The sequence below is a fragment of the Wolbachia endosymbiont (group A) of Gymnosoma rotundatum genome, from assembly GCF_947250765.1.
GTDB lineage: Bacteria > Pseudomonadota > Alphaproteobacteria > Rickettsiales > Anaplasmataceae > Wolbachia > Wolbachia pipientis.
Genome location: NZ_OX366347.1, coordinates 704,455 through 718,774, shown reverse-complemented (window position 1 = coordinate 718,774; position 14,320 = coordinate 704,455). Strand labels below are relative to the sequence as shown.

At 33.7% G+C, this 14,320-nt stretch carries 5 protein-coding genes; 3 read left to right on the top strand and 2 right to left on the bottom strand.

All coding sequences use genetic code 11. From position 1 onward, the window contains the following. Positions 1–2: 2 nt before the first annotated feature. Both OOK97_RS03550 and OOK97_RS03545 read left to right on the top strand, forming a co-directional pair. The gene (locus OOK97_RS03550; protein WP_264705646.1) at positions 3–10,979 is read left to right on the top strand and encodes an ankyrin repeat domain-containing protein; all 10,977 of its coding nucleotides are present in this window, start codon (positions 3–5) and stop codon (positions 10,977–10,979) included. A gap of 22 nt (positions 10,980–11,001) precedes the next feature. Further along, positions 11,002–11,160 carry a hypothetical protein gene (locus OOK97_RS03545; protein ID WP_264705645.1) on the top strand — a complete coding sequence of 53 codons (159 nt, stop codon included), beginning with the start codon at positions 11,002–11,004 and terminating at the stop codon, positions 11,158–11,160. Here OOK97_RS03545 and OOK97_RS03540 read toward each other — a convergent pair. After that, positions 11,133–11,992, bottom strand: a protein-coding gene (locus OOK97_RS03540) for an IS630-like element ISWpi11 family transposase (protein ID WP_264705644.1) whose coding sequence is annotated in 2 segments (ribosomal slippage) — positions 11,133–11,668 and positions 11,668–11,992 — 861 coding nt in all. Because the reading frame shifts where the segments join, the coding sequence is not laid out codon by codon here. The genes OOK97_RS03545 and OOK97_RS03540 overlap by 28 nt on opposite strands. Before the next feature lie 260 nt (positions 11,993–12,252). Next, positions 12,253–13,194 carry an Rpn family recombination-promoting nuclease/putative transposase gene (locus OOK97_RS03535; RefSeq protein WP_264705643.1) on the bottom strand — a complete coding sequence of 314 codons (942 nt, stop codon included), beginning with the start codon at positions 13,192–13,194 and terminating at the stop codon, positions 12,253–12,255. Positions 13,195–13,315: 121 nt separating this feature from the next. Here OOK97_RS03535 and wmk point away from each other — a divergent pair, with 121 nt between their 5' ends. After that, positions 13,316–14,236 carry a WO male-killing family protein Wmk gene (gene wmk, locus OOK97_RS03530; RefSeq protein ID WP_264705642.1) on the top strand — a complete coding sequence of 307 codons (921 nt, stop codon included), beginning with the start codon at positions 13,316–13,318 and terminating at the stop codon, positions 14,234–14,236. The last annotated feature ends 84 nt before the right edge of the window (positions 14,237–14,320 follow it).

Sequence of the window (14,320 nt, the reverse complement as noted above, 5' to 3'; positions counted from 1 at the left end):
AAATGTATTTTCGCTTTGATGGTCCGAAAATTTTGAAGGTTGCTGTTGTAAGAGATGGGGGGAATGAAAAGGAATATAAAGGTAAAGGTTATGGTGATTACGAAGTTAATCTAAGTCTTTTTGTGATTTCAGAGTCTGGTAAGACTGATAGTAAGAGTAAAAAGTTTACCTATGATGAGCTAGAAAATATACTTAATCAATTAAACTTACCTGCACAGAGTGGACATGTAAGAGATGCTAAAGATAGACTCCAAATCAGATCAATAGAGATTGCTAAAACTACGGGAGAAATATCTATTAAAGTAGAAAATGAGAAATTGGGTAAAGTTGCTTCTGCAACATATGATTTTAAGGAAATAAAAAAGGGGTCATGGAAAAATTCAGAAATTGATATAGCGAAGCTAACTAATTCTGATGCAGAGGAAGTTAGTAAACCTTTGGAGAAAATTCTCAAAGAAGTTAGTAAGATCCACTCTGAATATGAGAATTCACTTGTTTATGCTGATCAAGCAAGAGAAGCAGCGCATCATGGGTTTGTAGCAGGAGCTTTAGTAAATTTTCGCTATAGACATAATCTCAGGGTTTACTTGGAGCAGTTTGCAGGAAGAGGTTATGCTGATATTGTTCTAGTGCCTCGTGGTAAGGATAGGTCATTAAATGCTGTTCCAATTATTATTGAATTAAAAGCAGGAACAGTTCGTGGTACAGCACTAGGTAATGCATTAGAGCAAGCAAAAGATTATGCAAAAGGGTTTCAGCCAAATACAATGCGTGTTTTGACTATTTCAGATAATGTATTGTGTGTCGGGTTAAATTTAGATTTAACTGAAGGTGAAAAGTTTTCAATGCATATATCACCTCGTGAAGATAGAGAAATTGCTCCACCTACAATGCAAGCACTCTTGAAGGAAGCTTCAGACTGGAATGGAAGACAAGATACGACCACTAATGTTAAAGAAAAAATAAAGCAGCCACTAGAGCGTATTTATCACACATTTCCTGGTACGCCGGAGAAAGGAGGTAATTACTTTAGTAGATTCCTGTTAGGGCAACTTCTTCTTGCTGATAAGTTTGTAGATATTGATTTAGAGAAATCCGTATTTTTATATAATGAGTACCCACTTGCTTCTTTTACAAGGTCTGGTGCACAATCAACTGAAAGACCTGTGACAACATTCATGCTGACTAAAGGAAATCAGGGGCAGGATAAAGAAGTGTTTATTTTTCATATTAGAGAGGGAGGAAAAGGAGAGTTTAGTGGGAAAAAAATACCCATTAACCTACCAACAGTCAGTAAAATAACAGAGGTATGTATAAGTTTACAAGAGGAAAGAAAAGCAGATTTTTTCGATGTAGAGAAGATTAATAGATATAATTCTTTGAATGAGTATAAGCAAGGAAAAAGTTTTTTTAATGGAGAGTTGAAAAACATTCCTTATCCTGCTGAGTTAAAGGAAACATTCGATAAGACACTAGAGTCTCAACATACTCCTCAATCTTCATCTGTAGCACCTGATTCTGATAAAGCATTCGATAATTATAAAGCATTGTTAGGGAAAATGGGGGAAGGAATACTTCCTTTGAAGCCTTTAATTGAAAAGGAAGCGCACTTTCAGGCAGTGCTACATGGAGCATTCAGCCACTATAGTGATATAAGGCTAGGGGAATCACAAGAAAACAGAGCATTGGTATTAACAGAGTTTCAAACAGGTAGAGGAAAACGTATCGATATGTTGGTTCATGGTATTAAGTTTGCAAGCCAAGATAGAAATGCCAAAGAATATATTCCTGTGGGATTAGAGCTTAAGGGACCAAGAAAAGGTGAAAAAGCTGATGCATTAGTGAAGGAAGCTGATGAGCAAATACGCACAGAATATAAGGAGGGTGTTAGTTATAAAACGCTTACAGATGGTGATAAAGTAGCTTTTATAGGAGTTACTTTTGATGAAAAAGCTGAAGATAAAGGTTCTCTTATTTTAACAGGAGAAGCATTTCAAGAAGTGGAAGTTAGGCACAGCTCTGTCTTTAGGTTCAGTCAGCTGCAATGTTTAAAAAGAAATAGAAAGAAACGCAATACAGGGATGGCCTGCATAGACTCACGTGATGAAGAAAAGATTACAAAGGAAGAAAAGGAAAAACTTATTAAAGAGTTATTTGGTATTGAAGCTTATGATGAAAAAATTATAACCATAGGTTCTCCTCAAGTGAGGATTGATGGTGGTAAAATGAGTGTAAAATTCAAAGACAATGACGGTAATGATAAAGAATTAATAATAGATAACGCTACAAATATTAAGAGTATAGAAAATTATATACTGGATAAGGAAAATCTTGAGATAAAGTTAAAAGTAAGTAGCGATAAAGAGTATGCTATAATAGAAGAAATTAAAGATCAAAGTAGCGAATATTATTTAAAAATTGATGATTATAGAATAAAGCTAGATAGTATATTTCAAGATGGAAAAGAAGTAATCTTTGATAAATTACATCAACTATTAAATGATAAGCAGTTGTTAGAGAATAAAAAATACATTGAAGACATAGGTGATGTTCAAACTAATCAAGATTACAATGATATTGTAAAGGAAATTAAACAGAATTTATTAGCAAAGGGAGTTAGGGAAGATACTTTCGACAGGTTTAAAAGTCATTTTGATGATCTTGGTGAAAAAGTTTTTACAGATTATATTAGTAATGTAGAAAGCAGCCTTAAAGAAAAAGGAATTGCATTTGATCGTGATAAATTTGATTCAGCGAAAATAAAAGGAGCAAAAGGTGGAAAGTTTTTTTCCATGATGGCTATATATGACTTGCTTGATAGTATAGGTGATACAGCAACACTTGGACGACATAATAATGATGCTTTAAAGCAAGTATTTGGTATCAATGGTATACTAGATGCTATGGATGATGTTAGGACGAGTGTAAGTATTTCTCCTAGTAGTAAAGTAGGAAAACTGATTGGTAAAATACCAGGGCCTGCACGTCAAGCTTTTGTTAAGGTTATCAATAATCCTGTAGTTCAAAGTATTACATTTGCAACCATTGCTTATCAATTTGGATACAGTATAAACGAAATAGCTCAAGGTAATCATCATCCACTAAATTATTATTGGACAACAAGTAGTGGTGTAAAACTAGCAAGTATGAGCATAAGGCCTATAAGTGCAAGTGTTAGCTTTACAGTAAAAAGTGTAAGTGCAACTACTAAGATTTTAAGAGGGTTATCTGCTACAAGCAAAGTTTTAAGCAGAGCAGCAATAGTTACTATGGTTGCTGATGTGTTGATAACAATTGGTATAGAAGTTCATGAAAGAATGGAGTATACGAAAGCAATAGCAGAGCAAGTGCCTCTATTACCTGGTAGTGAACAAGCAGAAGTGTTTTTTGCAAAGGTGATCAAGTTTTTTACAGGAAGGGATGTAGAAAAAGAATATGAGGACGTAATTAGAGTAAAGGGTTATTTAAATCAGATAAAAGAAGTTGCTATACGTTTGTTAAATGATAATTATAATATTGCTGCAGTTGTACAATATGTTTCTTCCATTCAGGAAAAGTATCATGAGGTAATTACTACCATTGAAGAAAGGACCATTTGTATGGGTAGCGGGATTGGTTGCAATACTGTGTGGGAGTGTGGATTAGAAAAAAAATATGATGGCATCTCCTTTGATGTAACTTCTAATATAAAAACTGATTTATCTTCTCTTGATATCTCCAAAGCATTGTCTGTGGTGACTCATACTCTGAATATGCAAGGATTTGAATGTGCACTTCCTGTCCTTGGAGCAGTTATCTCTCCTTTAGGAGCTTTTATGGCAGGTGAATGTCTTCAAAAATCAGATAAGGGGGAAAGAGTTTATGTTGTTAATACTGGGGCAAAACATATTCCTCACTTAACTAAATATGAGTATGAAGACCTTGGTTTAAGAATTGTAGATGCACCATTAACAAACCCGATACCAAAATCTCAATGCGGTAGCATAATTAATAAGCAACGTATATTCCAGCTTTACAGTTTGGATGAGAGATATATGAGATGTAATGCCAATAAAATTCATAAAGAGTGTCAAAAGACCTTTACCCTCTCAGGAGAACCTTTTATTTTTACTAATCCAAAAAGGAAAGATCCTGGTAATACAAAAAGGCAAACATTTCCTAGAGGATCAGTATTATATATTTCAGGACCTAAAACATTAACAGCAGCAGCAAATTATCCAGCAGTAATGCATATTCCAGAGGGTAGTAATATACGTTATATTGGCTCTAAAAACAATGAAACTATTTTTATTATTAATAATTCTATGTCTGGTACCCTCAAAGGTGGAGCAGGAAAAGAAAATACTCTAGTAATGAATGTTAAAGCTAATAATATCGCTGCAAATTTGCATAGTGGAACTATACGTTATGGTAATAGTAATAACATAAGATTGGTTAACACGTATAACTATGTATCTAACTCTGACAACAAGCAAAATATTACTACTCACTGTGAAACGAGATTAATTAATGTAAAAAACGCGGAAGTTTGGCAGAATTCATCTAACTGCGCAGATAAAGATTATGAAGTTAGAATAGTCAACAAAGAAAACGTGCATCACAGGGGATTAAAGCAAACAATATTTATCGTTAATGAAGACAGTGATAATGCTAGGATAATAAGTGATTTAGGCAGTACAGGAAAAATGAAAGGAAATATTGACGTAATAAGGGTTCAAGTTGCTAATATTACACAGTGGGGAATAAGTGAAGATATAGAAAAGGTCGGCTATAGCTTAGATGTTTTAGCTAATAATACACAAAGTATTGTTTCAAGTACTAAAATCAATGATTTTAAAAATCTAGTAATTCAAGTAAATAGCAATGGAATAACAGAGTCTGTTGCAATACAAGATAAGTCTTTGTCTGATACAATAGAAGATATTAGATATCAAGAGCTGAAAAGTTCAGGAAGTGATATTAGTAGAGAGGTAATACAAAATAGTGCAAAAAAGTTAAAAGCATTTATACAAGCAAGTATTCTAGACCAAGAATTACTTGATACTTACCAAATTGCAAAAGGTATTGCTGATGACAATAATTTTGACATACCAATATCTCAAATAGAAGTCACTAAAAATCATATGGGAGTACCTAATGAAAAAGTGATAATTGCTAGCATGTACTCAGGTCAAGTCATTGTTGATTTTAACTATAATAATTCTGACGTTACAAGTAGTTATCAGAAATACCGTAATAATAGAGGGAGCTATAGTTATGATGACTATATGGTGCTATGTAATTACTATCAAGACATTACAGTAGAAGGAGAGAAAACGCACCATTGGTATGTCATTAAACTACCAGATATATTAAATAGCGAAATTTCATCGTCGCCAATAAGGCTTAATGTAAAAATAAAAAACAAAGCATTACCTATACCTTATAATATTATTGATTTTGCTGAGTTGAATGTAGCAGATATTGATAGCATAGGTATAGAAGAAGGTGAAAGGAGTTATATAAATGAATGTTATAACAAATCAATCTCTGACCTTACAGGGGACAGCTTAGAGTTAAAAGATATTATAATACTTGATAGCAAAGGCACTAAATGGTCTTTATCCATTGGGTTAGTTGATTATTTTCAAAGTCCAGAGAATCAACAAATTGTATTACAAATGAATAATGAGCTTTATAAGATTGATAGTACAAACTTAAGGCTTGAGCATGTAGAAATGAACCCTAACTCTTTCAGATATTATCAACCAGAAGAACAAGGGTTACAGATTTATCATAATCAACCTATCAGCAAGAATGACATTGGTTTAGTTGATTTTAGAGATAAGTCTGTATTGGGTTTTGATATGGAGATTGCTGATGGTAGTTTAGTGCTATCATATGGAAATAGCACCATTGCAAAAGTGGAGAATTGGAGTAATTATCAACCTGCAAGAGAAATGATGTTCGCTTTTAATGATACAATGGTTTCTAATCCAAAGTGCATAGTCTCTGTTTGTAATTCAGAGGATATTATAGAGGACTTTAACAAGGAGAAAGTAAATTTATTAAAAGAGCAGGTATTTAATGCTATAGTGCAAAGTGATATCAGTGAAGCTGAAGATTTAACTAGAAAAATTGAAACTATTGATATTGAAGGTAAACGTTTAACACCTTTATACATTGCTATCCAAAAAGGTAGGTTGGACATAGTAGAAATTCTTTTTGATAGGAAGCATTTTAGTGTTAAAGATAAAGACATCTATGGTTGTAACCCTCTGCACTGGACTGCTCAGCAAGGCAATTTGAATATAGCTAAGTTTCTTGTGGATAAAGGTGCTGATATTGGAGCTAAAGATAATGATGGTAGAACACCTCTGCATGTAGCCGCTTATAGTGGTGACCTAGATATGGTCAAATTTTTTCTTGATAAGAATGCTAGTATTGAAGCTAAAAGTAGCGACCCATATAAGATAATGGGAGTAATTGAGGGCGTAAAGAACGAAATTATTAACCAAGCAGATACTGCACCTAATGTAAAAAGATGGGCAGAGTTTTTTGTAGAAAAGTTAAGATATTCAATAAAAAGTGTAGCAAAAGAGAAGCTAAAGGATGGCATGTTGCATAATAGTTATAGTTCAGTTAATGAACTTGCTAATGAAATTTATAAATCAGATGGAAAGCTGTTTGATGATATAATTAAAGGAGTTATAAATGATGTGTATGGGAGAGTAGATACGAAAGAAATATTAAGTTATGTACGCAGTCATAATAATGCTGGTCAGCGTATATCAGGTTATGTAGCTGTGTTTGATGCAATGCAAAGAAATGATGATTTAAATAATAGTGCAATATTTAAGTTAGCTTACTCTATTAAAGAGGCAATGAGTTTTGATAAATATTCTAGTCTCGATTCAGGAAGAAAATCTGAGCTTGAAAGGTTAAAAAATAAATTGCCGGAATCGCTAAGAAATGCGGTGTTTTCGTCAAAAGTGTGTATTAAAAACATTTATCAAAATGAATATTTATATGCTGCTAATAGTTGTTTTAATTATGACAGCAATAGAAGAAGAGTATTTACTTGGATTTTAAAGGGTGCATTAACCGATAAATTTAAGTGGAAGATCAAGCTTGATGGTGACAACTTTAATATAGTGAATGCTGAATTTAATGAAAATTTATATGCTGCTAGTGATTATTTCAATTATGACAACGACAGGAGAATGGTATTTACTTGGGTTTCAGGTGGAGGAGTTGCACGAGATGTGTGGATGATTAAACCTGATGGTAACAACTGTTCTATAATGAATGTTAAGCTTAAAGAACATTTATATGCTGCTGATTATTCTAAATATGACAAAGATAGGAGAAGCGTATTTACTTGGATTCCAGGGGGCAAAGTTACGCAAGGTGTATGGAAAATAGAAGATTGTGGATCTAGTATAAGAAAAGGTAGAAGTAAGGTTGAAGATACAAGCGCTGTAGACAATACTGGTGGGGCTTTTAGTTTTAATCAAAGCCTAGTAGAGCCTCCTATTTGCAATATTTCTGTGAATAATCATTTTGAAGAAAGTGTTGATGTTAATTCAACAGATGAAAATGGTTGGACACTGCTACATTTAGCTGCATGGAAAGGTCAATTAGACAATGCTAGATTATTAATAGAGAAGGGAGCTGATATTAATGCTGAGAATATATTTGGTAGAAAACCTATACATGTTGCTGCTGAAAGTAATAATACAAACATCATAGAGTTTTTTCTCAGTAAGGGAATGAACGTTGATGATACCGATAGGTATGGTAGAACGCCACTATACTGTGCTTCTTGGAATGGTCACTTAGGTGTAGTGAAGTACCTTGTAGAAAAGGGAGCTGACATTAATGCTCAGGACAAAGGTGGTGAGACATCGCTGGATGCTGCTACTGATCAAAAACATGAAGATGTTGTAGGGTATTTAAAACAAGTGCAGCTAGATCAAGAATTACTTATTGCAGCACAATATGGTAATTTTGATGAAGTTAGAGATCTTGTAAGTCAAGGGGCTAGCTTGAATGCTAAGTATAGTAATGGGATGACTGTTATGCATTCTGCTGCTTATGGTGGTAATCTGGATATAGTAAAATATTTTGTAGCAGATGCAAAAAATAGCTTAGAAATTAAAGATAATGGCGGTAGAGTTTCCCTGCACTATGCTGCTTACAATGGTAAGCTAGATGTGGTAAAGTATTTTGTAGATGAAGGGGAAGTTGATGTTAATCTAAAAGATAGTGATGGGCAGACAGCATTGCACATGGCTTCTGGTGGCGGCCATCTGGATGTGGTGGGGTATCTTACAAGTAAGGGAGCAGATATCAAAGCTAAAGATAAGGATGGTAAGACACCGCTAGATATCGCCATCGACCGAAAGCATGATAGCATCGTAAAATACTTAAAACAAGCTCAATTAAATGAGCAATTACTGGCTGCAGTGCAAGATAGTGATTTTAGTAAAGTAAAAGATCTCATAAATCTGGGTGCTGATGTTAATATTAAAGATAAAGATGGTAAAACCCCTCTACATTATGTTTCACGTTCTGATCATCATTTAGGTATGGTGAAGTATCTTATAAGTAAAGGTGCTGATATTGATGTTAAAGATCACAGTGGTAGAACTCCTGAAGATGAGGAGCGTTATACTAATTCTGGTACGATAAGGCAAGTCTTTATGCAAGCACACTTAGATAAAGAATTGTTACTTACTGTAAAAAATGAAAAAGATCTAAAGACAATTAGTGATCTTATTGCGAAAGATATTGATGACAGAACGCATGGCGGGTTCTATTATACTTGGAGTGGTAATTTAGGTACAGTAGAGTTTCTTGTTAGTAAAGATGTGAGTGTTAATGCGACTGATAAATATGGCTGCACATTACTACACTGGGCTACATTGAAAGGTCATTTAGATATTGCTAAGTTTCTTATTGGTAAGGGAGCTAATGTGAATGCTAAAGATATACTTGGCAGGACTCCTATTCACTTTGCTGTTATGAATAATCACGTGAATATTACAGAGTTTCTTCTGAACCAGGGAGTAAGCGTTGATGAAACTGATAAAAATGGTTCGACCCCTTTACACTATGCTGCTGAGTTTAGTGAATTAGATAGTGCTAGATTTCTCATTGAGAAAGGAGCCAATATTAATACTGCAGACAACTCTGGTAAAAAACCTATTCATGTTGCTAGTGAGAACAATAATAAAAATATTATAGAGCTTTTCCTAAGCAAAGGAGTAAGCGTTGATAATGCTGATAAAGATGGCTGGACATCACTACACTATGCTGCACGGAGAGGATGTTTAGGAGCTACTGAGTTTCTCATTGAGAAAGGAGCTGATACTAAAGTGAAAGACAAAAATGGTCAAGTACCTCTGTGCGTAGCTGCTCAATATAATAAGCCGGATATAATTGACTTTCTACTAAATAGAGGTGCTACTATTGAAGCAAGTGACTTTAATGATGGTCCAATACTGAAGTTAGCCTATTGTATAAAGGGAGTTATGGAGAAGATAAATAATAAAGAACAAATATCTCACTTTGAAGAATTAAAAAGCAAATTACCGGAATCAATAAAAAATGCAGTGTTTTCATCAAAAGTATGTATTAAAAATCTTTATCAAAATGAGTATTTATATGCTGCTAGTAGTGATTTTAATTATGATGACGAGAGAAGAAGAGTGTTTACTTGGATTCCAGTGGATAAAAAGGATGGCAAATTTAAATGGAAGATAGAGCCTTATGGTGATGGTTATTCTATAATGAATGTTGAATTTAATGAATATTTATATGCTGCTATTGATGATTTCAATTTTGATAAGGATAGGCGAAAAGCATTTACTTGGATTCCAGGAGGAAAAGATGAACAAAGTCTATGGAGGCTTGAATATTTTCCTAACAGCGGTAACATTTATATGATGAATGTTGAATTTAATGAATATTTATACGCTGCTGATTACGGTAAATATGATGATAATAGGAGAAGAGTATTTACTTGGATTCCAGGAGGGTATATTAGACAAGGTACTTGGGAAATTGAAAATTGTGAATCTATTCACAAGAAACGTGATATACAAGAATTAGATGGTAAAGCAGGTTCTGATTCCCTAGAAGCTATAAAGGTAAGGGCTAGAAACAAGTCAAGTGATTCTCAGCTCTTAGCGTTACCAGGAAGGTTAGATAATCACTTACTAGATGGCTCTAATCGAACTAGAGTTGGGAAGTTTGTAAGTCAAGTAGCTAATACTAAAGATAATGAAGAAAGAGAAAAACCTGCACAACGTAAACGCCGTCATCACCATGGAGATCATGCTCGTCACCATATGTCAAGAAAACCTCTTGCTATAGATTCAAGTGATCAACCTGAGATAACAGCAAGTAGTGGTACAAGACCATCTTCATGGATAAATAATTGTATTTCTTGGGCGAAAAAATTAGCAGCCAGCACTTTCTCTATAATTCCTGCATTACCCTCTCAATACAACATTGCAGACAAGAATAATGTAAAAAGTGATAATAAAAACATACCACAAAGTACATCATCTGTTGGTTGGAATAAATTCCTAAATAATGAAAATATTGCTCTTGCGAGTTGTGTTGCCGATGCATTAGATAATACTCCAAGTAGGCGCTATCAAGGTTTAATGAGTAAAGGAGTAGAAGTTGTGCCAAGCAGCAGAGTTGCAGTTGAATTTGCTCTTAAAAAATTTAATTCATTTGTGGAAGATAAAATAAGAAACCTAGAATCAAAAGAGCAAGCTAGAATACATGTTGAACTTAAAGATGCATATCCAGAAATAATAGCAAGCTTGGAAAGAGGAGTTGAATTTAGTGGTAATGTTGGGTTAGATAATGTTTTAGAAAAGTCCAAGAAGCGCTTTTGTGCAAATGTCCTACAAAAGGATAAAGTATCAACTTGTCTTTCTGGTGTGGGAGTAACCAAGCTTGAAAATAATTTGAGTAGGTAAATGAGAATATGAAAGATATAATATGCCAAATAGTGGAAAGTTTACAATAGAATTTAAAGTGGGGGTGGTAGATCCCAGTATCAAGTTTGATGGTCCTAATACTAAAATGGATAAAGTAGACATTATAGCTCTTTTCATAATAGTCCGAAAAGCTTATAGAAAAGCAGAATCAACAGCATGACGAAAAGATGTGAATAGAGGGATGTTTTTCCTAGCTCTGTTTTTTATAGCAAACCAATGATGCTCAATTTTGTTAAAATCGGGAGAATAAGGCGGTAGATATAAAATTTCTGCACCAACTCCTTTAGCAAGTTCAGTAATCTTATTAGACTTATGAAAAGTAGTATTATCAAGGATAACAGTTTGTCCAGGTTCCAAAATCGGTGTCAGGAACTGCTCAAACCATTTATTAAAGATATCCATATTACAGTGGCCTTCAAATGTTAATGGAACAGCTATTTTTCTGCCGTTTAAGGCTGCAATCATACTGATTCGTTGAATTTTTTTACCAGATTTTAGAGCATAAAACCGCTGTCCCTTCTGGCAATATCCATAAGGGTAGTCCTCAGTGTTATCAATGCCAGACTCATCTATATATACTAAGTTTTGAGGTTCTTTTGTTGCTATAATTTTCAAAAATTCAGCGCGTTTTTCTTCGTTCCTTTCTTTGTATCCATATGTCTTTTTTTGCGTGTGAGTCCAATTTTTTTAAGAGCTCGATGGATCGTTGTGATACTAACATTGCTCCAAAGCTTAGCCATTTCCGATAGAGTTTTTCCACCATGTTTTTTGGCAAATTCAGTAAATTTATTCCTGTCGGTAATTTTGTGATTATAACCTACATTTCCAAGTTTTTTTGACTGAAAATCTCCTGTTTCTTTTTTTCTTTGCTGCCACTCCCATAATGTAGTTTTTCCAATTTTAAATCTTGCTGCCACTGTTTCTCTCCTTTCCCCTTCTTCTAGCACTTCCATTGCTTTTTTTCTTAAATCATAACTATATGCTGCTGGCATACTTACCTTCACTACTATAAAAACTTATTTTACCTCGTTTGGACTATTATGAAAAGAGCTATAAATGCTAAGTGGTTAATGTGTTTTCCATATTGAACTTACAGCACGTAGCTTTGATATAGAAGTTTGGGTAACGTTATGATAGTAATTTATATAATTCTATGTGCAATCTTTATAGCCATTTTAGACAGTTCACTAGATTCTTAATTAGGGGACATGTCTAACTTAGAGAAGGTTTTCATAAATGTTGAAGTGAATAATTATGTTTTTTCCTTGAGTTGTAAAATTTCAGAATGAGAGAGACCGGTAATTTGAGCTATCACATCAATAGAGACACCAGCCTTGAGTGAGTTTTTTGCAACTTCAATATCCCTTTCTTTTCGACCTTCAATTTTACCTTTTTCATGGCCGATTAGGATGCCTTCTTGTCTACCTTCTTGTCTACCTTCTTGTCTACCTTCATGTTTAGCATCATCAAGACGTTGTTCCAAAATAGCCTTCTCTTTCTGTACACTCAATATTCTTTCCTCATATGCGATCAAATCCTTTTCATTCCAGCGGAACCTGTCTAATTCATCATATGCTAGCTTTATTATCGGAGCTTCTGCTGCTATCTTTTTCAGATCTTCTTCAGTTGTTTCTTCTGCGTATTTAAAAAAGAAACACCACCTCTCTGTAGTATTCTCTAACTGCTCTACTCTATTTTTTGTAAATTTAGGCAACTCAATAAAGACAAATTGTAGATCTTTTAAGTAATGACCATTGGTTTTGATATCACGTATATTATGAGTAGAAATATAGTCAACTTCTTCAGGCAGAAGGTTACAATTAGAAATAGCAATAAAGAAAACTTTCTGAAGATCAATGTAATTACCAGATTTATCTAATTGTCTTGAGTAAGCTTTAGCGGCATAAAGTTGAGCACGTTTTTCAAAGCCTTTATCACGAGCGAGCTGCATTTCGATGACAAATCTATTACCAATAGAGTCTTTGCAAAGAACATCAACAATACTTTGTTTGTCAGAGGCAATTTCAGGATCCATGATAGTACTAAGGAATTCAATTTCCATTATTTGATCAGAAGTAGAAAAGTCCAAGATATCGTTGAGGAAGTGAATGAGGATATTTTTATTTTTTTCAGAGCCAAATATTTTCTTAAAACTAAGGTCGTTTTTTGGATCAAGAAATTTAGATAAAGCCATAGCAAGAGTACGTAAAAAGCATTAATAATTATACACAATTCTAAAGAAATATTCAACTAAAATTGAAACGTAGAAGTTTTTGTATATCTTTTGTTTGGTAGTATTAACCTGTATAATATTTATGGCAAATATCTCAATAAGGTATCAGATAGCACAAAAAGTAAGGAGCTGGAGGTTAAAGCGAGGATATACTCAAAAAGATTTAGCGGGAAAAATCGGCATAACATATCAAATAGTACTACAATATGAAAAAGGAACACGAAAAATTTCGATTGAGAAATTGTATGCTATAGCAGAAGTGTTATCGGTTGGCATCATAGATCTTATTCCTGTATCAAATGAAAAAATCTGTCTTGAAGATGAGGGAGAGGAAATATTAAATCTAATAAGAAAATATAAAAAGATTAGCGATCAAGAGTTACGTAGGACGTTTTATTTACTAACCAAATTTGTTCAAGTTAGTGAGAAAAATAGTAAAAAAACGGAGAGAATAAAAATTGCAAAAGGTCTGGTTAAAGGAGGAGTTTCTGTTGATATTGTTTCACAGGCAATTGGCCTCTCTGCTGATGAGTGTGTTGAAGAAAAGGTTGGTTCTATATACTGCCAAATAGGAAAGAAGATAAAAGAGTGGAGGATAGTGAGAGGGTATACTCAAAAAGATTTAGCAGAGAAAATGAGTACAACACGTGACGAAATAAGCAACTATGAACAAGGACGTGTGGCTATTCCACTGGAAAAATTGTATGCAATAGCGGAAACATTATCGATTAATATCATGGACCTACTTGAACTAACAGAGGATGCAGATGATAAAGTGGAAAATGAATTACCGAATTTAATTGAAGAATACAAAGAAATTGAGAGTCAAGAATTACGGTATGTGCTAATAAAATCTCTGCTTGAAGGCATACGGATTTGTGAGGAGAAAATTAGAGAAGAAGAAAGAATCAAAATTGCAAAGAACTTAGTTAAAAAAGGAATTTCTACCGATATTATTTTGCAAATAACAGGCCTCTCTTTAGGCGAAATTCAACAAGTTTAAAATAAAAAAATCACCATATATTAATATCTTAACTTTTTAATGAAAAAATAAGTAAAAAAGATTGAAAAATTGATTTGACTTCAC

What these genes read in the sequence shown, in the direction of transcription:
- OOK97_RS03550 (WP_264705646.1), top strand. Translation starts at nt 3, where the DNA reads ATGTATTTTCGCTTTGATGGTCCGAAAATTTTGAAGGTTGCTGTTGTA.
- OOK97_RS03535 (WP_264705643.1), bottom strand. Translation starts at nt 13,194, where the DNA reads ATGGCTTTATCTAAATTTCTTGATCCAAAAAACGACCTTAGTTTTAAG.
- wmk (WP_264705642.1), top strand. Translation starts at nt 13,316, where the DNA reads ATGGCAAATATCTCAATAAGGTATCAGATAGCACAAAAAGTAAGGAGC.
- OOK97_RS03545 (WP_264705645.1), top strand. Translation starts at nt 11,002, where the DNA reads ATGCCAAATAGTGGAAAGTTTACAATAGAATTTAAAGTGGGGGTGGTA.